The organism is Blastococcus sp. SYSU D00820 (assembly GCF_054050695.1).
In genome coordinates this window covers 99,216-118,649 of the sequence record NZ_JBJGZW010000014.1, presented here as the reverse complement: position 1 = coordinate 118,649, position 19,434 = coordinate 99,216, and the positions used below count along the sequence as shown (strand labels likewise).

Sequence of the window (19,434 nt, the reverse complement as noted above, 5' to 3'; positions counted from 1 at the left end):
GTGAGCACTCAGCCTCCTCCAGTTGCGGGATCGTCCACCATTCGTGCCCATCCTGTCAGGAGTCCCCGGACGGCGTGCTCCATTCTTGGCGACATCCGCCATATAAGGGCCCGCGACGCGCCGAATAAGTTCGAGTTCCGGATCCGTCCCGCTGGCTGGATGGTAGGCGTTCACCGGAATCGCGGTGCTCGTCCCCTCCCGGCCGGCGGAACGCCCGGGCGGGGACACCGATCCGAGGGCGCTCCCGCTGCTCCCACGGGGAAGGGCCAGCCATGCGGACCATCGACGAGACCACTCCGGGCGGCGCCCGGAACACCGACACCCTGCCGGGCCGCGCTGCGCGCGCGGGCCTGCCGACGATCCCCCTGCCGCGCGAGTCCGCGCAGGCAACCGCCCGCACCGCTCCCCCGGCACGCGCCGCGACCGCCGTCCCGGCGTCGGCCAGCACGGGGGTCGCCGACCTGCTGCGCGGGCCGGTGCGCCAGGCGCGGGTGCTCATGAGCCTGCCGGCCGCCGTCTACCTGCAGGTGCCCACCGACCGGGGCACCGAGGTGGTCGGCGTCCTCACCAGCGACGCCGCCCGCCTGCCGCTGGGCTGCGTGCTGTTCCGGCCGAGCAACGGCCGGGCGCTCGTGGCGCTGCCCAGCGGCGCTCCCGCCGAGGTCGGCGGGGGCCGCATCGTCGTGGGCGACCTGGCGGTCAGCGCGGCCGCCTGGTGGGACCCGCGCCCCAAGCTGCCGAGCCTGCGCCCGGCGCTGCTGCCCGAGGGCGTGCGCCAGCTGCGCACCGCCCTCTACGGCGACGGCCCGCACAGCGCGTTCAACCTGCCCGGCCTGCCGGCCGGCCCCGGAGGTCCGCTGGCCGCGCTGCGCGGTGCGGTCCGCCGGGCCGACCTGGACGCCGCGCTGCGCACCGCGGCGCGGCTGATCGGGCTCGGCCCCGGGCTCACCCCGGCCGGCGACGACGTCATGGCCGGCACGATGGCCGGGCTGGTGCTGCTCGGGCACCCGGCCGCCGACCGGTTCGCCGCCGGCGTGTACTCGCTGGCCGCCGGCCGCACGACCGAGCTCTCCCGGGCGCTGCTGCGGCACGCCATGGCCGGGCGGGTCAGCGGCGAGTACGCCGCCGTGCTGCACGGGCTGGTGGGCGAGCGGCCGCTGGGCCCGGCGATCGCCGGGCTGATGGCCACCGGGTCGACCAGCGGCCGGGCGATGGCCCTGGGCCTGTGCACCGCGATCGACCTGGTCGACCGCACGCTGCGCGGCCGCTGACCGACGCGACGACGGCCCTCTCCCCGCGGGGAGGGGGCCGTCGTCGTGTCCGCCGATGAGATCCCCGCCCGGCGGCGGTCTCCCTCCCGACGACCCCCATCCCGCAGGAGACCCCCGATGTCCTTCCAGGCCTATCTCGACGCCGTCGAGGAGCGCACCGGCCTCACCCCGCGCCAGGTGCTCGACCAGGCGCGGGCGCGCGGCTTCGACGCCCCCGGCACGAAGGCCGGCGAGGTGGTCGCCTGGCTGGCCGCCGAGCACGGCCTCGGCCGAGGGCACGCCATGGCGCTGGTGCACGTGCTGAAGAACGGCCCGGTCATCACGAGCAAGCACGTCGGCGGCACCGGGACCCACCGGGACGAGTCGGACACCCTGTGGCTCGACGGCCGGGCGACCCGGCCGGCGCCACCGGCCTGATCCTCAGTCGGGCAGCTCGTCGCCGACCCCGACCGGGCCGGGCAGCAGTGGGCCCAGGCGGTTCCACTGGTCGATGCGGCAGCCGTCGGTGCGGGAGAGCCGCAGGTCGACCGGGCGCCCCTGCCAGGTGCCGGTGACGCGGGCGGTCTGCGGGCCGCCGTAGACCTCGGTGCAGGCGACGTCGCCCGGGATCGGCGCGAAGGGGTCCTCGAGGCCGGCCAGCCGGGCGCAGGCGGCCGCCGCAGCCGGGTGGTCCCCGCCCGGCTCGGGGCCGCAGGTGAGGGTGTAGCGCTCGACGGGGCTGCCGTCGCCACGATCGATCTCGACGGCCAGCTCGTCACGGGCCGCCGACGACGTGCCGGGCGACGCCGGGCCGGTCGGGCTGCCGCCCTGCCCCGCGCACGCGGTCAGGACCAGCGCCAGCCCGACGAGGAGCAGCGCGGCCCCCGTGCAGGGCCCCGCCGCGAGCCCGCGAGGGGCGGGGGGCAGCGCGGCCCCCGTGCAGGGCCCCGCCGCGAGCCTGCGAGGGGCGGGGGGCACGGCGGCCCCCGTGCAGGGCCCCGCCGCGAGCCTGCGAGGGGCGGGGGGCACGGCGGCCCCCGTGCAGGGCCCCGCCGCGAGCCTGCGAGGGGCGGGGGGCACGGGGGTCCTTCTAGATCCGGCAGGCGTGGATGCTCGTCACCAGGATCGCGCGGGCGCCGAGCTCCCAGAGGTCGTCCATCACCCGGTTGGTGTCGCGCTGCGCGACCATCGCCCGCACCGCCGACCAGCCCTCGGTGCGCAGCGGGCTGACCGTCGGCCCCTCCAGCCCGGGGGTGATCGCGGTGGCCTGGGCCAGCAGCTCGTTGGGGCAGTCGTAGTCGAGCATCACGTACTGCCGCGCCACCAGGACCCCGCGCAGCCGGCGGCGGAGCTGGGCCACCGCGGGGATCTCCTCGGCGCCCTCGCGCCGGACCAGGATCGCCTCGCTGGTGAGCACCGGCTCGCCGATGATGTGCAGCCCCGCGGCCCGCAGCGTGGTCCCGGTCTCGACGACGTCGCACACGGCGTCGGCGACACCCAGCCGGCAGGCGGTCTCGACCGCGCCGTCGAGCTTGACCACCCCGGCCTTGATGCCGTTGTCGTCGAGGTAGCGCTGCAGCAGCACCGGATAGGCGGTCGCGATCCGCTTGCCGGCCAGCTGCTCGAGCGACTCGATGCCCGACTCGAGGGGGCTGGCGAACCGGAACGAGGAGCGGCCGAAGCCCAGCGACATGACCTCGACCGCCGTGGGCCCCTCGCCGTCGGCGGGGGCGGTCTCCAGCAGCATGTCGCGGCCGGTGATGCCGACGTCGATGGTGCCGGCGGCGACGTACACCGCGATGTCCCGCGGCCGGAGGTAGAAGAACTCGATGTCGCTGTCGGGATCGTAGACGGCGAGGTCCTTGGTGCTGCGCCGCTGCCGGTAGCCGCTCTCGGCGAGCATCTCGGCGGCCGGCTCGCTCAGGACGCCCTTGTTGGGCACGGCGACGCGCAGCACGGGAAACTCCTAGTGACGTGAGGCGACGGCCTCGTCCCAGGGCCCCGCGACGCGCGGAGCGCGTCGTGGGGAGGGACGAGGTCCTCTTTCAGAGGTGAGCGTAGACGTCGGCCAGCGTCAGCCCGCGGGCCAGCATCAGCACCTGCACCCGGTAGAGCAGCTGGCTGATCTCCTCCGCCGTCCGCTCCTCGCCCTCGTGCTCGGCGGCCATCCACGACTCGGCGGCCTCCTCGACCACCTTCTTGCCGGCGGCGTGCACGCCGTCGCGCACCGCGCTGACCGTGCCCGAGGCGGGGTCCCCGGCCTCGACCTTGGCCGACAGCTCGGCGAACAGCTCGTCGAAGGTCTTCACGCCTGGCCTCCCGACACGGGCGTCGCGGTGAAGCCGGTCGGCCGCTGCGGTGCCCGCAGCGAGCGCAGCGTCAGCGCGGTCGCCAGCGCGGCGACGACGGCCTCCCAGCCCTTGTCCTCGGCGGAGCCGGGCAGGCCGGCCCGGTCACGGGCCTGCTGCTCGGTGTCGCAGGTCAGCACGCCGTTGCCGACCGGCGTCGCGGCGTCCAGCGCCACCCGGGTCAGGCCCGCGGTGACCGCGTCGCAGACGTACTCGAAGTGCGGCGTGCCGCCCCGGACGACCACGCCGAGCGCGACGACGGCGTCGTGCCGCTCGGTCAGCGCCTGGGCGACGACGGGCAGCTCGACCGCGCCCGGCACCCGGACGACGGTCGGCTCGGCGATGCCGCTGGCCCGGGCGGCCGCGACCGCACGGGCCAGCAGCGAGTCGGTGATCTCCGCGTGCCAGGTGGTCGCGACGATGCCCAGGGTCAGGCCGGCGGCGTCGACCGGCCGCGCCTCGGGTGCCCCCTGGCCGCTCACGAGGGCTGCTCGTCGACGCCGAGCGGGATGCCCGCGGGGATGTCGTCCGGGCCGGACTCGGTCTCGGGCTCGATGATGTCCAGGAGGTGCCCCATCCGGTCGCGCTTGGTGCGGAGGTAGGCCAGGTTCTCGGCGGTCACGTGGCTGGGCAGCGGCACCCGGCCGCTGATCTTGAGGCCGTAGCCCTCCAGCCCCGCCCGCTTGGCCGGGTTGTTGGTCAGCAGGCGCATCGTGTGCACGCCCAGGTCGACCAGGATCTGCGCGCCGGTGCCGTAGTCGCGGGCGTCGGCGGGCAGGCCCAGGTCGAGGTTGGCGTCGACGGTGTCGACCCCGGTGTCCTGCAGCTGGTAGGCCTGCAGCTTGTGCAGCAGGCCGATCCCCCGGCCCTCGTGGCCGCGGATGTACAGGACGACGCCGCGCCCCTCCTGCGCCACCGCGGTCAGCGCGGCCTGCAGCTGCGGGCCGCAGTCGCAGCGCAGCGAGCCGAAGACGTCGCCGGTGAGGCACTCGGAGTGCACGCGCACCAGGACGTCGTCGCCGTCGCCGATGTCGCCGTAGACGAAGGCGACGTGCTCGCGCTCGTCGTAGGAGCTGCGGTAGCCGACGGCGGTGAAGGTGCCCGGGGGCAGCGGCACGGTGGCCTCGGCGACCCGCTCGACGAGCTTGTCGAAGCGCTTGCGGTAGGCGATGAGGTCGGCGATCGACACCATGACCAGGTCGTGGGCGTCGGCGAAGGCGCGCAGCTCGCCGGACCGCGCCATGCCGGTCGGGTCCTCCTCGCTGACCAGCTCGCACAGCGCGCCCGACGGGCGGAGCCCGGCCAGCACCGCGAGGTCGACGGCGGCCTCGGTGTGCCCCGGCCGGCGCAGCACGCCGCCGTCCTTGGCCCGCAGCGGCACGATGTGCCCGGGCCGGGCGAGGTCGGCGGAGCTGGTCTCGGCACCGGCGAGCAGCCGGATCGTGCGGGCGCGGTCGGCGGCGGAGATGCCGGTGGTGATGCCCTCGCGGGCGTCGACGGTGACCGTGTAGGCGGTGCCGCGGCGGTCCTGGTTGACCCGGAACATCGGCGGGAGGTCCAGCCGGTCGGCGTCGTCCTCGGTGAGCGCCACGCAGATGTAGCCCGAGGTGTAGCGGACCATGAACGCCACGAGCTCGGGCGTGGCCAGCTCGGAGGCGAAGATGAGGTCGCCCTCGTTCTCCCGGTCCTCGTCGTCCACGACGACCACCGGCCGGCCGGCCTTGATCGCGGCCACCGCGCTCTCGATGGTGTCCAGGCGGGTGGTGCTGGTGGTGGTCACCGGCGTGCTCCCAACAGTCGTTCCACGTACTTGGCCACCACGTCCACCTCGAGGTTCACCGGGCGGCCGGGGGCGGCGGCGCCGAGCGTGGTCTCGCGCAGGGTGGTGGGGATGAGGCTGACCTCGAACCAGGGCTCCGGGTCGTCGACGGCGCTGACCGCGCTGACGGTCAGCGAGACGCCGTCGACGGCGATGGAGCCCTTCTCGACCAGGTAGGGGGCCAGCGCCGGCGGCAGGCCGATGCGCACGACCTCCCAGTGCTCGCTGGGCGTGCGGGCCACGACGGAGCCGACGCCGTCGACGTGCCCCTGCACCAGGTGACCGCCCAGGCGGGTCTGCGGGGTGACCGCGCGCTCGAGGTTGACCGGGTCGCCCTCGGCCAGCACGCCGAGGCTGCTGCGGCGCAGGGTCTCGGCCATGACGTCGGTGCTCCACACGCCGTCCTCGGCGCCCGGCGGCTGCACGCCGGTCACGGTCAGGCAGACACCGTTGACCGCGATCGAGTCACCGAGCGCCACGCCGTCGAGCACCGTGCGGGCCCGGATCTGCAGGCGCGCGGCGTCCTGCTGCTCCTCGCGCACGAGCAGGGTGCCCATCTCCTCGACGATCCCGGTGAACACCCTCAGCTCCTCCCGACCTGGTCCGACTGTCCCCCAGTGTGCCGGGCGGGCCGCAGCCGGATCTCCACGTCCCCGCCCCGACGGGTGACGTCGAGGACCGAGAGGGACAGCGCCGCGCCGATCGTGGGGATTCCCAGGTCGCCGACCAGGGGGGCGCCGGCGCCCAGCAGCTTGGGCGCCAGGTGCAGCACCACCTCGTCGACGAGGCCGGCGCGCAGGAAGGCCGCGGCCAGCGTCGGTCCGCCCTCGAGCAGTACCCGCCGCACGTCGCGGTCGAACAGCTCGGCCAGCAGCTCGCGGGCGCCGGGGGCGCTGCTCACGAGGGTCGGCGCGGCGCCGTCGCGCACGCGGGCGGTGGCCGGGAGCCGGCCGCGGCGGTCGGCGACCACGCGCAGCGGCTGGCGCGGCGCGTCGGTGCCGTCGGGCAGCCGCACGGTGAGCTGGGGGTCGTCGGCCAGCGCCGTCCCGATGCCGACGAGGACGGCGTCGCAGGTGGCGCGCAGCCGGTGCACCGCGGCCCGGGCGTCGGGACCGGTGATCCAGCGGCTGGTGCCGTCGGCGGCGGCGACCCGGCCGTCGAGGGTGCCGGCGACCTTCCAGACGACCTGGGGGCGGTGCTCGCGGACGCCGGTCAGCCAGGCCCCGAGCGCGCCGTCCTCGGCCTCCTCCTGCTCGACGCCGAGGACGACGTCGACCCCGGCGGCGCGCAGCCGGTCGGCTCCGCCGCCGGCCGGCTGCGTCGGCTCGGGGACGGCGACCACCACGCGGGCCACGCCGGCGGCGAGCAGGGCGTCGGCGCAGGGGCCGGTGCGGCCGGTGTGCGCGCACGGCTCGAGGGTGACCACGGCGGTGCCCCCGCGGGCCCGCTCGCCCGCGGCGGCCAGCGCGGCGACCTCCGCGTGCGGCCCGCCGGGGGGTGCGGTCGCCCCCTCGCCGGCCGGCGTCCCGTCGGCGGCGAGGACGACCGCGCCGACGGCCGGGTTGGGGCTCGTCCGGCCGAGGGCGGACCAGCCGAGCTCGCGGGCCCGGGCCATGGCCGCGCGCTCGGCGGCGGAGACGGTCACCCGGTCAGCGCCGCGGTGGCCTGGGCGCGCAGGCCGGCGATGGCGCGGGCGGGGTCGTCGGCGCCGTAGACGGCCGAGCCCGCGACGAAGACGTCGGCCCCGGCCTCGGCGGCCTGCTCGATGGTGTCGGCGTTGATGCCGCCGTCGACCTCGACCAGCAGCTGGAGGTGGCCGGTGTCGACCAGCTCGCGGGCCCGGCGCACCTTGGGCAGCACCTCGGCCATGAACGCCTGCCCGCCGAAGCCGGGCTCCACGGTCATGACCAGCAGGGTGTCGAAGTCGCGGAGGACCTCGACGTAGTCCTCCAGCGGGGTGCCGGGCTTGATCGCCAGGCCGGCCAGCGCGCCGGCGGCGCGCAGGTCGCGGGCGACGGCGCGGGGGTCGCCGGTGCAGGCCTCGGCGTGCACCGTGACGTTGCGCGCGCCGAGCTCGGCGTAGCCCGGCGCCCAGCGCTCGGGCGCCTCGATCATGAGGTGGCAGTCCAGTGGCACGGGGCTGACCGCCTGGATCGCCTCGACCACCGGCCGGCCCAGGGTCAGGTTGGGCACGAAGTGGGCGTCCATCACGTCGACGTGCAGCCAGTCGGCGTCCGCCACCCGCTGGGTCTCCTCGGCCAGGCGGGCGAAGTCCGCCGACAGCAGGCTCGGGGCGATCATCGGGGTGCGGGACACGTCCGGGGAGTCTAGGCGGGCCGCCGGACCCGCCCCGCCGGTCGTCCCGGAGGGCCGGACGGGTGTCCGTTGCGGGCGACCGGGTAGGGCCCGACCCATGACCTCAACCCCCGCGCGCTACGACGGCCTCGACCGCATGCCCATCGCCGGCACCTGGCGGCCGGGCCGGTCGGAGAAGACGGCCACCGACACCGATCCCTACACCGGCGAGACCCTCACCGAGATCCGGCTGGCGAACGCCGAGGACCTGGACGAGGCGTACGCCACGGCGCGGGAGGCGCAGCGCGAGTGGGCCGCCCGGCTCCCCGGCGAGCGCGCCGAGGTGATGCGGCGGGCGGCGCAGATCATGGCCGACCGCAAGGAGGAGATCGTCGACTGGCACATCCGGGAGAGCGGCGCCGCGGCGCCGGCTGCGGAGTTCGAGTTCGCGATCACCCAGCGGGACTTCCACGAGGCGGCGTCCTATCCGTACCGGGTGGAGGGGCGGATCCTCCCGGCCGACATCGAGGGCAAGGAGAGCCGGGTCTACCGGCGGCCGGTCGGGGTGGTCGCCGTCATCAGCCCGTGGAACGTGCCCATGCACCTGTCCAACCGATCGGTGGCCCCGGCGCTGGCCGTCGGCAACGCCGTCGTCCTCAAGCCGGCCGGCGACACCCCGGTCACCGGCGGGCTGCTGCTGGCCAAGGTCTACGAGGAGGCCGGGCTGCCGCCGGGGCTGCTCAGCGTGGTCATCGGCTCGGGCAGCGAGATCGGCGACGCGATCGTCTCGCACCCGACCCCGCGCGTGGTGTCCTTCACCGGGTCCACGCCGGTGGGCAAGGGCATCGCCGAGAAGGCCGGGCTGAAGAAGCTCTCCCTGGAGCTCGGCGGCAACGGGCCGCTGGTCGTGCTCGACGACGCCGACGTCGGCTACGCCGTCGACGCCGCGGTGTTCGGCAAGTTCTTCCACCAGGGCCAGGTCTGCATGATCACCAACCGGATCGTGGTGGACGCCGCGGTGCACGACGAGTTCGTCGACCGCTACGTCGAGCGGGTGCGCGCCCTGCAGGCCGGCGATCCGCGCGACCCCTCGACGGTCATCGGCCCGATCATCAACGGCACGCAGCTGGAGGGCATCCAGGAGAAGGTCGCCCAGGCCCGGGAGGACGGCGCGCAGCAGCTGCTCGGCGGCGACCCCACCGGCCCGATCGGCTCGGTGCTGCCCGCCCACGTGCTGCTCGGCGACAACGACGTGGCCACCGCCCGGCAGGAGGTGTTCGGCCCGGTGGTGACCATCGTCCGGGCGCGGGACGAGGACGACGCCCTGGCCATCGCCAACGACACCGAGTACGGCCTGTCCAGCGCGGTGTTCACCGAGGACACCGAGCGCGGCGTCCGGTTCGCCCTCCGCGTCGAGGCGGGCATGACCCACGTGAACGACTCGCCGCTCAACGACGAGAACAACACCGCGTTCGGCGGCGAGAAGGAGTCGGGGCTGGGGCGCTTCGGCGGCGACTGGGCGATCGACGAGTTCACCACCGACCACTGGGTGAGCGTGCAGCACACCAAGCGCCGGTTCCCGTTCTGACATCGCAGGTCGGCGCGGCGTTTCCTACCCTCGGAGGATGACCGCGACCGCCGTCCCCGTGGCCGACCGGGCGGCGGTGCAGCGGACGACGGCGCGGCTGCGGCTGGAGCGGGGCACCGGTGCGGCGGTGGGGCTGACCGGCGCCCTGCTCACCGTGCCCGGCGGGTACGCCTGGTTGCGCTGGACGGTCGCGGCCTGCCTGGCGCTGACGGTCGCGGCGACCGCCGTCGCCGTCGGCACGCCGTGGGGCCGGGCGGTGGGGTTGCGCCGGCAGTACGCCCGGCACGCGCTGGTGACGCACACCGACCCGGGTCCGGGCCGGCGGTCCGACGCCGACGCGCTGGCCCGGCAGGAGCGCAACGCCTGGCTGCCCGTCGTGGTCGCCGCCCTGCTGGCGGCCAACCTGACGCGGCTGCTCGGCGACGCGGCGTGGCCGCTGCCCGCGACCGGGGTGACCGGCGTCGTGCTCCTGGGGCTGTGCATCGCCGGCGCCGCCGTCCTCCGGGTCCGGGAGGTCCGCCAGGCCCGCCGGTGGCTGAGCGACCCGCCCGGCGATTGGCGCTGAGCGGGGACCACCTCCTCCCCGGTCGCTCGTGCTCTGCCCACCACCGGGGGCAGAGCACGAGGACGCGGGAGGAGAGGTGTGTCGCGCCTCCCCGGCCGGGGTCAGCGGGTGCGGCGCAGCAGTGCCATGAACATGGCGTCGGTGCCGTGCCGGTGCGGCCACAGCTGGCCGTACCGGCCCCGCTCGACGCCGGGCACCTCGGGGAACAGCGGCGCGACCGGGAGCACCTCGACGTCGTCGCGCGCCGCGGCGGCGTCGGCCACGGCCACGGTCTCGGCGGTGTGCGGCGAGCAGGTCACGTAGGCCACCACTCCTCCGGGCCGCACCGAGGCCAGCGCGCTGTCCAGCAGTTCGCGCTGCAGCTCGGCCAGCGGCGCGACGTCGTCGGCGGTGCGGCGCCAGCGGACCTCCGGCCGGCGGCGCAGCGCGCCCAGCCCGGTGCACGGCGCGTCGAGCAGCACCCGGTCGAACGCCCCGGGCGCCCAGGCCGGGGCGCGGCCGTCGGCCACGAGCACCTCGACGTCGCGCTCGCCGCGCAGCGCGCCGCGGACCAGCTCGGCCCGGTGCTCGGCCCGGTCGGCCGCGGTCAGGTGCACGCCCTCGGGGCGCACCGCGGCCAGCAGGCCGGCCTTGCCGCCGGGGCCGGCGCACATGTCGAGCCAGGCCGCGTCGCCGCCCTCCAGCGGCACCCGCGCCAGCAGCAGCGCGGCCAGCTGGCTGCCCTCGTCCTGCACCGCCGCCGTGCCCTCGCGGACGGCGGACAGCCGGCCGGGGTCGCCGCTGCCGAGCCGGACGGCGTAGGGCGACCAGCGCCCCGGCGTGCCGCCGGACTCCGCGACCAGCTCCTCCCGCGGCAGCCGGCGGGCCACCAGGTGCACCTCCGGCGCCGCGTCGTCGGCCAGCAGCGCGGCCTCGAGCTCGTCGTCGCCGCCGAGCGCGTCGCGCCAGGCCCGCACGATCCAGTCGGGGTGGTCGGTGGCCAGGGCCAGCCGCCGGTCACCCTCGGGGGCGAGGCGGCTCAGCCAGGCGGCCCGGTCGCCGCCACCCGCCACCCGCCGCAGCACCGCGTTGACCAGGCCCGAGGCACCGGTGCCGACGATGGCGCGGGTGAGGTCCACGGTCGTGGCGACCGCGGCGTGCGGCGGCACGCGCAGGTCCAGCAGCTGGTAGGCGCCCAGGCGCAGCAGGTCCAGCACCCGGTGGTCGAGCTCGGCCAGCGGCCGGTCGACCAGCTCGGTGAGGACGGCGTCCAGCGTGCCCTGCGCCCGCAGCGCCCCGTAGGCCAGCTGGGTGGCGAACGCGGCGTCGCGCGGCTCCAGCTGCCGCTCGCGCAGCAGCTGGGGCAGCAGCAGGTTGGCGTAGGCGTCGCGTGCCGAGACGCCGTCCAGGACGTCGTAGGCGGTCAGCCGGGCGCCGTCCAGCTTCGGGCGCGGGCGGCGGCGGGCGCCGCCGGGCGGCCGGCCCCCGGGCCGGCGCGGCGGGCGGGTCACTCCCCCACCCGCTCACCGGGCGCGGGACGCGCGCCACGGGCCCAGTCGGCCGCGGGCAGCATCCGCTTGCCGGCCGGCTGCACCTCGCCGAGCCGGACGGCGCCGCGACCGGTGCCCACCAGCACACCGGTCGGCCCCACCGAGAGCTCACCCGGCGCCAGCGCCAGGGAGGTGGGCAGCGGCTCCACCGGGCCCAGCCGCAGCCGGTCGCCGCGCCACGTCGTCCAGGCGCCGGGCGCCGGCGTCACGCCGCGCACCCGCCGGTCGACGACGTGCGCGGGCAGCGCCCAGTCCACGCGGGCGTCGGCCGGCTCGATCCGCGGGGCCAGGCTGATGCCCTCGGCCGGCTGCGGCTGCGGCACCAGCTCGCCCGACGCGATGCCGTCGAGGGTGGCCAGCAGCAGCCGGGCGCCGGTGACGGCCAGCCGCCCGAGCAGGTCGCCGGCGGTGTCGCGCGGGCCGATCGGCTCGGTCACCGTGCCGAACACCGGGCCGGTGTCCAGCCCTGCCTCCAGGCGGAAGGTCGAGGCGCCGGTGAGGTCGTCGCCGGCCATGATCGCGTGCTGCACCGGTGCCGCGCCGCGCCAGGCGGGCAGCAGCGAGAAGTGCAGGTTGACCCAGCCGTGGCGGGGCAGGTCGAGCGCGGCCTGCGGCACCAGCGCGCCGTAGGCGACCACCGGGGCGCAGTCGACGGCCAGCTCGGCGAGCTGCGCGAGGAACTCCGGCTCGCGCGGCGAGCGCGGCTGCAGCACCGGCACGCCGGCGGCGTCGGCGGTCTCGGCCACCGGCGAGCGGCTTACCTTGCGGCCACGGCCGCTCCGGGCGTCGGGCCGGGTGAGGACGGCGGCCACCTCGTGCCCGGAGCCCAGCAGCAGCTCCAGCGAGGGGACGGCGGGGGCCGGCGTACCGGCGAACAGGAGTCTCAGTGGGGGCTCACCTCGACCCGCGGGAGGTAGGTCCCCATCCCGCTCCACTCGGCCTCGGCGAGCGCGGCCATCGCCGCCGCCCGGGCCTCGGGGTCCAGCCGGTCGACGAACAGGACGCCGTCGAGATGGTCGACCTCGTGCTGCACCGCGCGGGCCAGCAGGTGCGAGCCCTCGACCCGCAGCGGCTCGCCGTGCAGGTCGAACCCGGTGGCCGCCACGTGCAGGTGCCGGCGGCAGTCGAACCGGTAGCCCGGGATGGACAGGCAGCCCTCCGGCGCCTCCTCGGTCTCCTCGCCGACCGGCGCCACCACGGGGTTGACCAGGTGACCGACCTCCCCGTCGACGTGCCAGGTGAAGACCCGCAGCCCGACGCCGAGCTGGGGCGCGGCCAGCCCGGCGCCGCCGGCGGCGTGCATGGTGTCGGTCAGGTCGGCGACCAGCCGGCGCAGCTCGGCGTCGAAGTCGACGACCGGCGCGGCCGGCGTGCGGAGCACGGGGTCGCCGAGCAGCCGGATGGGGGTGACGCTCACCGGTCGATCGTAGGTGGCGGGCGGATCAGCCCCCGGCGAGGACCTCCACCACCTGGGCCGCGCCCTCGGGCTCCCCACCGCTGGGCCCGTCGTCGGAGCCGCAGCGGCTGAGGCCCACGGCGACGGCCGCGATGACGACCACGGCCAGCAGCGCCAGCAGCACGCGGCTCAGGCCGCGCTTCACGCTCGCCGCTCCGGCCGGGTCCGCGCCGCTGTGCTGGGTGTGCGTGGCGGGGTCGTCGGGCTGGGGGTCGGTGGCGTCCACGGGACCTCCTGGGCCGGTCCTCGGGGGACCGGATGGAGCTGTCGGGCCGGGGCTGGGCCGCGGGAGGCCCGTACCCCGGCCTCCGGTCCCGACACACCGCGGTCAGACGAGGTCGAGCGGGTCCAGCTGCACGCGCACGTGGTCGGCGACCTTCTTCGCGCTGCGCACGCCCTGCACCTGCGCGAGCGCGTGCGCCAGCGCCACCCCCTCGGCGCGGGGCACCCGCAGCAGGTAGCGCTCCCGGTCGCCCTCCTGCCCGGGGCGGGGCGGCTCGGGCACCGGGCCGAGCAGCTCGGCGTCGCCGGGCAGCCGCGCCGCGGCGAGGAACTCCCCCACCGCCGCGGGCGGGCCCGAGACCGCGGCCATGCGGGTGGCCGGCGGGAATCCCAGCGCCCGCCGGTCGGCCAGCTCCCGCTCGGCCAGCCAGGCGGGGTCCCAGCGCACCAGTGCCTGGACGACGGGGTGCGCGGCGTCCGCGGTGACCACCACCTGGCCGCCGGCCGAGGCGGGGCGCACGAGGGTGGCGGCGTTGAGCCACCGCCGCAGGGTCTCCTCCCCGGCCCGCAGATCGGGCCGGCCGAGCAGCGCCCAGGAGTCCAGCAGCAGCGCCGCGCCGTAGCCGCCCTCGGCGACCGGCTCGGCGCCCGGGGTGGCCACGACGAGCGCCGGGCCGGCCGGCACCGACGGCAGCACGCCCGAGCCGCGGCCGGAGACGCGCACCGCGGCCCCGGGAAAGGCCCGGCCCAGTTCCTCGGCGGTGCGGCCGGCGCCCACGACGGTGGCCCGCAGCTTCGTGCCGTGGCAGTGCGGGCAGTCGAAGGTCGCGGCCGGCCGGGCGCACCAGCGGCAGGCCGGCACGCGGGAGCCGCCCGGCCCGGGGGTGGCCGAGATGCCCAGCGGGCCGGCGCACACCGCGCACCGCGCCGGCGCCCGGCAGCGGTCGCAGGCCAGCCCGGGGGTGTAGCCGGCGCGGGGCACCTGCACCAGCACCGGTGCGCCGCCGGCCAGCGCCTGCCGGGCGACCCGGTGGGCCAGGCTCGGCAGCCGGGCGGTGCGGGCGGCGGGGTCGCGGGCGAGCTCGGCGTCGGCGCCCAGCGCCTGCACCCGCGGCGCGGCGGCGCGCAGGGTGGCGCGGTCGGCGGCCAGCTCGTGCGCCCAGCCGCTCTCCACGAGCAGCTGGGCTTCCGCGCTGCGGGCGGTGCCGGCGACGACGGCCGCGCACGAGGCGAGGTGCGCCCGGTGCACGAGCACGTCGCGGGCCGAGGCGTAGGGGGCGCGCGGCTCGGCGTGCAGGTCGTCGCCGTCGTCCCAGACGGCGACCACCCCCAGGTCGGCCACCGGCGCGTAGGCCGCGGCCCGGGTGCCGAGCACGACCCGCGCGCTGCCCCGGACGACGTCCAGGAAGCGCCGGTAGCGGGCGTCGGGCGCGGCATCGGCGCGCAGCACCACGAACGAGCCCTTCGGCAGACGTCGCTCGGCGGCGGCGGCCAGCCGGTCGAGGTCGCGCCCGTCGGGGACGACGACGAGCGCGCCGCGGCCGCCCGACAGCGCCGCCTGGCACAGCTCGGCCAGCCGGGCCGGCCAGTCCTCACCGGGCAGCGCGGTCCACACCGCGCGGGCCGCCCGGCCGTCGGCGACCGCGGTGAGCAGCGCGGCACCGGCCGGGTAGCGGGCGAAGCCGGCGGGGTCCGGCGCCGCGGGCGGTGGGGGCGGCTCGGCCGGGGGGCGCTTCTCCGCCGCCGCCCGGCGCGGCGGGATCGCCAGCCGCAGGACGTCGGGCAGCGTGCCGCCCCAGCGGTCGGCCACCGCGCGGGCCAGCGTGGCGACCTCGGGGGTGAGCACCGGCTCGCCGGACACCAGCTTGGCCAGCGGGGCCAGCTTGCCCTGGTGGCTGGTCTCGTCGGCGAGCTCGAGCACGAAGCCGTCGACCAGCTGGCCGGCGAAGCGGACCCGCACCCGGCACCCGGCGCGGATCTCGCCGGCCATGTCGTCGGGGACGGCGTAGTCGAAGGTGCGGTCGAGGTGCGCCAGGGGCACGTCGACGACGACCCGGGCCACCAGAGGGCGGCGGCCCGGGTCGTCGGTCGGTGCGGCGGCGTCGGGCAGGGAGCTAGGCCCCCACGGCCGAGCGCAGGGCGTCGACGCGGTCCAGCCGCTCCCAGGGGAGCTCGACGTCGGTGCGGCCGAAGTGGCCGTAGGCGGCGGTGGGCGCGTAGATCGGCCGCAGCAGGTCCAGGTCGCGGACGATCGCGCCGGGGCGCAGGTCGAACACCGTCCCGATCGCCTTCTCGAGGACGTCGTCGGCCACGGTGCCGGTACCGAAGGTCTCGACGAACAGGCCGACGGGGTGCGCCGCACCGATCGCGTAGGCGACCTGGACCTCGCAGCGGCGGGCCAGCCCCGCGGCGACGACGTTCTTGGCGACCCAGCGCATCGCGTAGGCGCCGGAGCGGTCGACCTTCGACGGGTCCTTGCCGGAGAAGGCACCGCCGCCGTGGCGGGCCATGCCGCCGTAGGTGTCGACGATGATCTTCCGGCCGGTCAGGCCGGCGTCGCCCATGGGGCCGCCGATGACGAACTTGCCGGTCGGGTTGACCAGCAGCCGGTGGCCGGTGGTGGGCAGGCCGAGCGCGGCCAGCTCCGGCTCGACGACGAGCTCCTCGACGTCGGGAGCGAGCAGCTGCTCGATCGAGATGTCTTCGGCGTGCTGCGAGGACACCACGACGGTGTCCACGCCGACCGGCCGGTCGTCCTCGTAGACGACGGTGACCTGGGTCTTGCCGTCGGGGCGCAGGTAGGGCACCGAGCCGTCCTTGCGGACCGCCGACAGCCGGCGCGAGAGCCGGTGGGCCAGCGCGATGGGCAGCGGCATGAGCTCGGGGGTCTCGTCGGTGGCGTACCCGAACATCAGCCCCTGGTCGCCGGCGCCCTGGCGCTCGATCTCGTCGTCGGCGGTGCCGGCGGTGCGGGCCTCGTAGGCGGTGTCGACGCCCTGCGCGATGTCGGGCGACTGCGCGCCGAGGGACACGCTGACGCCGCAGGAGGCGCCGTCGAACCCCTTCCGCGAGGAGTCGTAGCCGATCGCGAGGACCGTCTTGCGGACGATGTCGGCGATGTCGACGTAGCCGGCGGTGGTGACCTCACCGGCGATGTGCACCTGGCCGGTGGTGATGAGGGTCTCGACCGCGACCCGGCTGCGCGGGTCCTGCTCGAGCATGGCGTCCAGGATCGAGTCGCTGATCTGGTCGGCGATCTTGTCCGGGTGGCCCTCGGTCACCGACTCGGACGTGAAGAGACGGCGTGGCACTCGCAAGCTCCCTGGATCGGCGGCGGGACGGGCGGACCACGGTCGGTCGCGCAGCCTGCACCGTACCGGCGCGCGGCGACACGCGGCGCACAGGCGCCGCGCGCGACCGTCCGGGAGCTCAGCCGAGCCGGGCGGCGACGGCGTCCCAGATGCCGGCGGCGACGGCGTCCTTGCTGCCGGCGGGCAGCGCCACCTCCCCGCCGTCGGCGGCCAGCACGGTCGCCGCGTTGTCCGGCCGGCCGAACACCTGACCACCGGAGACGTCGTTGACGACGAGCAGGTCGGCCCCCTTGCGGGCGAGCTTGGCGCGGCCGTGCGTGAGCACGTCGGCGTCGGCGTCGCCGGTCTCGGCGGCGAAGCCGACGACCAGCTGGCCGGGCTGCCGCTTGCCCACCAGCTCGGCGAGCACGTCGGGGTTGCGCACCAGCGCGACGGCGGAGGGCTCGCTGGCGCTGCCCTTCTTGAGCTTGCTGGCGGCCACCGTCCCGGGGCGGAAGTCGGCGACGGCGGCGGTCATGACGACGACGTCGGCCCCTGCGGCCTCGGCGAGCATCGCCTCCCGCAGCTCCTCGGCCGTGCCGACCGGGACCACGGGCACGCCGAAGGGCGCCGGCCGGTCGACGTTGGCGGCCACCAGGACGGCGTCGGCGCCGCGGGCGGCGGCGACGCGGGCCAGCGCCCAGCCCTGCAGCCCCGAGGAGCGGTTGCCGAGGTAGCGGACCGGGTCCAGCGGCTCGCGGGTGCCCCCGGCGCTGATGACGACCCGCCGGCCGGCGAGGTCGCGGGTCAGGGCGGCGGCGCCCCGGTCGAGGACGACGGTCGCGAGGGCGGCGATGTCCGCGGGTTCGGGCAGCCGGCCGGGGCCGGAGTCGGGGCCGGTGAGCCGGCCGACCGCCGGCGGCAGCACGACCGCCCCGCGCCGGCGGAGGGTGGCGACGTTGTCCTGCGTGGCCGGGTGCAGCCACATCTCGGTGTGCATGGCCGGGGCGAACACGACCGGGCAGTGCGCGGTGAGCAGCGTCGCGGTGAGCAGGTCGTCGGCCCGGCCGGCGGCGGCCCGGGCCAGCAGGTCGGCGGTGGCCGGGGCGACGACGACGAGGTCGGCGGTCTGCCCGATCCGGACGTGGGCGACCTCGGGGACGTCGGACCAGACGTCGGTGGTGACCGGATTGCCCGACAGCGCCTCGAAGGTCGCCGCGCCGACGAAGTGCAGCGCGCCCGGGGTGGGCACCACCCGCACGTCGTGGCCGGCCTCGGTGAACGCGCGGAGCAGGAGCGCGGCCTTGTACGCCGCGACGCCGCCACTGACCCCGAGCACGAGCTTGCTCATGCCGACCATCCTCCCGCAGACACGACGACGCCCCCGGCCAGGGCCGGGGGCGTCCTCATCACAACGAGCGTGCCGTGGTGGTCACGCCACCGGAGAAGAACCCCGTCCTCCCCACCCTTCGCGAGCTCAGGGCGGGCTCCGGGACGGGGCCTCAGTTCTCGCCGGCGGTGTGGGTCAGCAGGCCCTCGTTGATCTCGCGCAGCGCGATGGAGAGCGGCTTCTCCTGGGGGGCGGTGTCGACCAGCGGGCCGACGTACTCCAGCAGGCCCTCGGAGAGCTGGCTGTAGTAGGCGTTGATCTGCCGCGCGCGCTTGGCGGCGAAGATCACCAGGCCGTACTTGCTGCTGGTGCGCTCGAGCAGCTCGTCGATCGGCGGGTTGGTGATGCCCTCGGGGGCGGGTGCGACTCCGGACACGGGCGGGCGTGCTCCTCTTTCGATGGCGGGAGTGCGGGCGGTGTCGCGTGGTCACCGGCCTGACACTCGTGGGCGCAGCCGCCCGGGAAACCGGCCGGGCTACGGCGCAGTCAGCAAGCCTACCAACTCGTCGGCGGCCCGGGCCACGTCGTCGTTGACCACGACGACGTCGAACTCCCCCGCGGCGTCCAGCTCGGCCTGCGCGATGGCCAGCCGGCGCTCCTGCACGGCGGGCGGCTCCGAGCCGCGGCCGGCCAGCCGGCTGACCAGCTCGGCCCACGACGGCGGGGCGAGGAAGACCAGCTGCGCGTCGGCGTCGCGGGCGCGCACCTGGCGGGCGCCCTGCAGCTCGATCTCCAGCAGCGCCGGCGCCCCGGTCGCGAGTCGCTCGCGGACCGGGGCCGCCGGCGTGCCGTAGCGGTTGCCCGCGTACTCGGCCCACTCGAGCAGGCCGTCCTCGGCGATCAGCCGGTCGAACTCGGCGTCGCTGACGAAGTGGTAGTGGACCCCGTCGACCTCTCCCGGCCGCGGCCGGCGGGTGGTGGCCGACACCGACAGCCAGACGTCGGGATACCGGCGCCGGACCTCGGCGACGACCGTGCCCTTGCCGACCCCCGAGGGGCCGGAGAGCACGGTCAGCCGTGCCGGAGGGGTGTGCTGATGGGCCTCACTCGCCACTCGTCGTCCTCGTCCGTGGTGCGGGGTGGATCAGGAGGCCGAGTCGGCGGGCACCTGGTCGGCGCTCACCTGCTCCCCTCCGAACTCCGCCTCCAGCGCCTTGCGCTGGTTGGCACCCAGACCGCGGACGCGCCGGGTCGGAGAGATCTCGAGCCGTTCCATGATCTTCGCAGCACGGGCCTTGCCGACTCCGGGCAGGGACTCCAGGACGGCCGAGACGCGCATCTTGCCGATGACCTCGTCGGACTCGCCCTGCTTGAGGACGTCACCCACGGTGGCGCCCTTGCTCTTGAGCCGCTCCCTCAGCTCGGCGCGGGCCTTGCGGGCCGCGGCAGCCTTCTCGAGTGCGGCGGCGCGTTGCTCGGGGGACAGGTCAGGAAGGGGCATGGTGCGACCCAATCGTGTCGTCGCCGGCGACGGAGGGCCCCGGCTGGTGTCGGTGCGTGGTCGTGGATGGCGCTCTCGGAGGAGCCGGACACCAACCTAGTTCCCGGCATATCCGCTGGTCACGCGCCGATCGGACGAAGAATTCAGCCCGACGGTGAGAGGACGTTCACGGTGTGTTCACTGCTTTCGTGACGGTCGGTGATTGACGCAGGTCACACGGCTTACGCGCCGGTTCCGTCTC

Annotated in this window: 22 protein-coding genes; 4 read left to right on the top strand and 18 right to left on the bottom strand. The window is 76.6% G+C overall.

Annotation, left to right across the window (positions count from 1 at the left end; all coding sequences use genetic code 11):
* The first annotated feature begins 272 nt into the window (after nucleotides 1-272).
* Both ACI79R_RS15630 and ACI79R_RS15625 read left to right on the top strand, forming a co-directional pair.
* Entirely contained in the window at nucleotides 273-1,271 is a 999-nt protein-coding gene (locus tag ACI79R_RS15630; RefSeq protein ID WP_456574563.1) for a DUF2877 domain-containing protein, read from the top strand.
* Nucleotides 1,272-1,388: 117 nt separating this feature from the next.
* Nucleotides 1,389-1,688 carry a DUF4287 domain-containing protein gene (locus ACI79R_RS15625; protein WP_456574562.1) on the top strand — a complete coding sequence of 100 codons (300 nt, stop codon included), beginning with the start codon at nucleotides 1,389-1,391 and terminating at the stop codon, nucleotides 1,686-1,688.
* Between the two features lie 3 nt (nucleotides 1,689-1,691).
* Here the strand turns inward: ACI79R_RS15625 and ACI79R_RS15620 are convergent, their stop codons facing one another.
* From ACI79R_RS15620 to rpe, 8 genes are all read right to left on the bottom strand, one after another.
* Nucleotides 1,692-2,228 carry an SSI family serine proteinase inhibitor gene (locus ACI79R_RS15620; RefSeq protein ID WP_456574561.1) on the bottom strand — a complete coding sequence of 179 codons (537 nt, stop codon included), beginning with the start codon at nucleotides 2,226-2,228 and terminating at the stop codon, nucleotides 1,692-1,694.
* Nucleotides 2,229-2,340: 112 nt separating this feature from the next.
* On the bottom strand, nucleotides 2,341-3,207 hold the full coding sequence (gene hisG, locus ACI79R_RS15615) for an ATP phosphoribosyltransferase (protein ID WP_456574560.1): 867 nt from the start codon (nucleotides 3,205-3,207) through the stop codon (nucleotides 2,341-2,343).
* An 88-nt stretch (nucleotides 3,208-3,295) separates the two neighbouring features.
* Nucleotides 3,296-3,559: a phosphoribosyl-ATP diphosphatase gene (locus tag ACI79R_RS15610; protein WP_456574559.1), complete on the bottom strand. Its 264-nt coding sequence runs from the start codon at nucleotides 3,557-3,559 to the stop codon at nucleotides 3,296-3,298.
* Nucleotides 3,556-4,080: a 6,7-dimethyl-8-ribityllumazine synthase gene (ribH, locus tag ACI79R_RS15605; protein WP_456574558.1), complete on the bottom strand. Its 525-nt coding sequence runs from the start codon at nucleotides 4,078-4,080 to the stop codon at nucleotides 3,556-3,558. The genes ACI79R_RS15610 and ribH overlap by 4 nt, the downstream gene beginning before the upstream one ends.
* Entirely contained in the window at nucleotides 4,077-5,378 is a 1,302-nt protein-coding gene (locus tag ACI79R_RS15600; protein ID WP_456574557.1) for a bifunctional 3,4-dihydroxy-2-butanone-4-phosphate synthase/GTP cyclohydrolase II, read from the bottom strand. The genes ribH and ACI79R_RS15600 overlap by 4 nt, the downstream gene beginning before the upstream one ends.
* Entirely contained in the window at nucleotides 5,375-5,998 is a 624-nt protein-coding gene (locus tag ACI79R_RS15595) for a riboflavin synthase (protein WP_456574556.1), read from the bottom strand. Before ACI79R_RS15595 ends, ACI79R_RS15600 begins: the two co-directional genes overlap by 4 nt.
* Before the next feature lie 2 nt (nucleotides 5,999-6,000).
* Nucleotides 6,001-7,062: a bifunctional diaminohydroxyphosphoribosylaminopyrimidine deaminase/5-amino-6-(5-phosphoribosylamino)uracil reductase RibD gene (gene ribD, locus ACI79R_RS15590; protein WP_456574555.1), complete on the bottom strand. Its 1,062-nt coding sequence runs from the start codon at nucleotides 7,060-7,062 to the stop codon at nucleotides 6,001-6,003.
* Nucleotides 7,059-7,733: a ribulose-phosphate 3-epimerase gene (rpe, locus tag ACI79R_RS15585; protein WP_456574554.1), complete on the bottom strand. Its 675-nt coding sequence runs from the start codon at nucleotides 7,731-7,733 to the stop codon at nucleotides 7,059-7,061. Before rpe ends, ribD begins: the two co-directional genes overlap by 4 nt.
* 97 nt (nucleotides 7,734-7,830) lie before the next feature.
* On the opposite strand from rpe, the gene ACI79R_RS15580 reads away from it, so the two are divergent.
* The gene (locus ACI79R_RS15580) at nucleotides 7,831-9,300 is read left to right on the top strand and encodes an aldehyde dehydrogenase family protein (RefSeq protein ID WP_456574553.1); all 1,470 of its coding nucleotides are present in this window, start codon (nucleotides 7,831-7,833) and stop codon (nucleotides 9,298-9,300) included.
* Between the two features lie 37 nt (nucleotides 9,301-9,337).
* On the top strand, nucleotides 9,338-9,865 hold the full coding sequence (locus ACI79R_RS15575; protein WP_456574552.1) for a hypothetical protein: 528 nt from the start codon (nucleotides 9,338-9,340) through the stop codon (nucleotides 9,863-9,865).
* A gap of 101 nt (nucleotides 9,866-9,966) precedes the next feature.
* Here ACI79R_RS15575 and ACI79R_RS15570 read toward each other — a convergent pair whose 3' ends face one another.
* The 10 genes from ACI79R_RS15570 to mihF all read right to left on the bottom strand — a co-directional run bounded on the left by ACI79R_RS15570 (nucleotide 9,967) and on the right by mihF (nucleotide 19,193).
* Nucleotides 9,967-11,355: an RsmB/NOP family class I SAM-dependent RNA methyltransferase gene (locus ACI79R_RS15570; protein WP_456574551.1), complete on the bottom strand. Its 1,389-nt coding sequence runs from the start codon at nucleotides 11,353-11,355 to the stop codon at nucleotides 9,967-9,969.
* Nucleotides 11,352-12,329 (bottom strand): methionyl-tRNA formyltransferase, encoded by a 978-nt coding sequence (gene fmt / locus ACI79R_RS15565; RefSeq protein ID WP_456574550.1) that lies wholly within the window; start codon nucleotides 12,327-12,329, stop codon nucleotides 11,352-11,354. The genes ACI79R_RS15570 and fmt overlap by 4 nt, the downstream gene beginning before the upstream one ends.
* Nucleotides 12,278-12,811 carry a peptide deformylase gene (gene def, locus ACI79R_RS15560; protein WP_456574549.1) on the bottom strand — a complete coding sequence of 178 codons (534 nt, stop codon included), beginning with the start codon at nucleotides 12,809-12,811 and terminating at the stop codon, nucleotides 12,278-12,280. Before def ends, fmt begins: the two co-directional genes overlap by 52 nt.
* A gap of 25 nt (nucleotides 12,812-12,836) precedes the next feature.
* Nucleotides 12,837-13,076, bottom strand: a complete 240-nt coding sequence (locus tag ACI79R_RS15555) for a hypothetical protein (RefSeq protein ID WP_456574548.1) — start codon at nucleotides 13,074-13,076, stop codon at nucleotides 12,837-12,839.
* 102 nt (nucleotides 13,077-13,178) lie between these two features.
* The gene (locus tag ACI79R_RS15550) at nucleotides 13,179-15,134 is read right to left on the bottom strand and encodes a primosomal protein N' (RefSeq protein ID WP_456574547.1); all 1,956 of its coding nucleotides are present in this window, start codon (nucleotides 15,132-15,134) and stop codon (nucleotides 13,179-13,181) included.
* 52 nt (nucleotides 15,135-15,186) lie between these two features.
* Complete coding sequence (gene metK / locus ACI79R_RS15545) at nucleotides 15,187-16,383, bottom strand: methionine adenosyltransferase (protein WP_456574546.1); 1,197 nt, start codon at nucleotides 16,381-16,383, stop codon at nucleotides 15,187-15,189.
* Between the two features lie 118 nt (nucleotides 16,384-16,501).
* The gene (gene coaBC, locus ACI79R_RS15540; protein WP_456574545.1) at nucleotides 16,502-17,713 is read right to left on the bottom strand and encodes a bifunctional phosphopantothenoylcysteine decarboxylase/phosphopantothenate--cysteine ligase CoaBC; all 1,212 of its coding nucleotides are present in this window, start codon (nucleotides 17,711-17,713) and stop codon (nucleotides 16,502-16,504) included.
* 151 nt (nucleotides 17,714-17,864) lie between these two features.
* On the bottom strand, nucleotides 17,865-18,128 hold the full coding sequence (gene rpoZ / locus ACI79R_RS15535; protein ID WP_012949163.1) for a DNA-directed RNA polymerase subunit omega: 264 nt from the start codon (nucleotides 18,126-18,128) through the stop codon (nucleotides 17,865-17,867).
* Nucleotides 18,129-18,227: 99 nt separating this feature from the next.
* Nucleotides 18,228-18,806 carry a guanylate kinase gene (gene gmk / locus ACI79R_RS15530; RefSeq protein WP_456574544.1) on the bottom strand — a complete coding sequence of 193 codons (579 nt, stop codon included), beginning with the start codon at nucleotides 18,804-18,806 and terminating at the stop codon, nucleotides 18,228-18,230.
* A 30-nt stretch (nucleotides 18,807-18,836) separates the two neighbouring features.
* A complete protein-coding gene (gene mihF / locus ACI79R_RS15525) occupies nucleotides 18,837-19,193 on the bottom strand; it encodes an integration host factor, actinobacterial type (protein ID WP_456574543.1) in 357 nt (118 codons plus the stop codon).
* Between the last annotated feature and the right edge of the window lie 241 nt (nucleotides 19,194-19,434).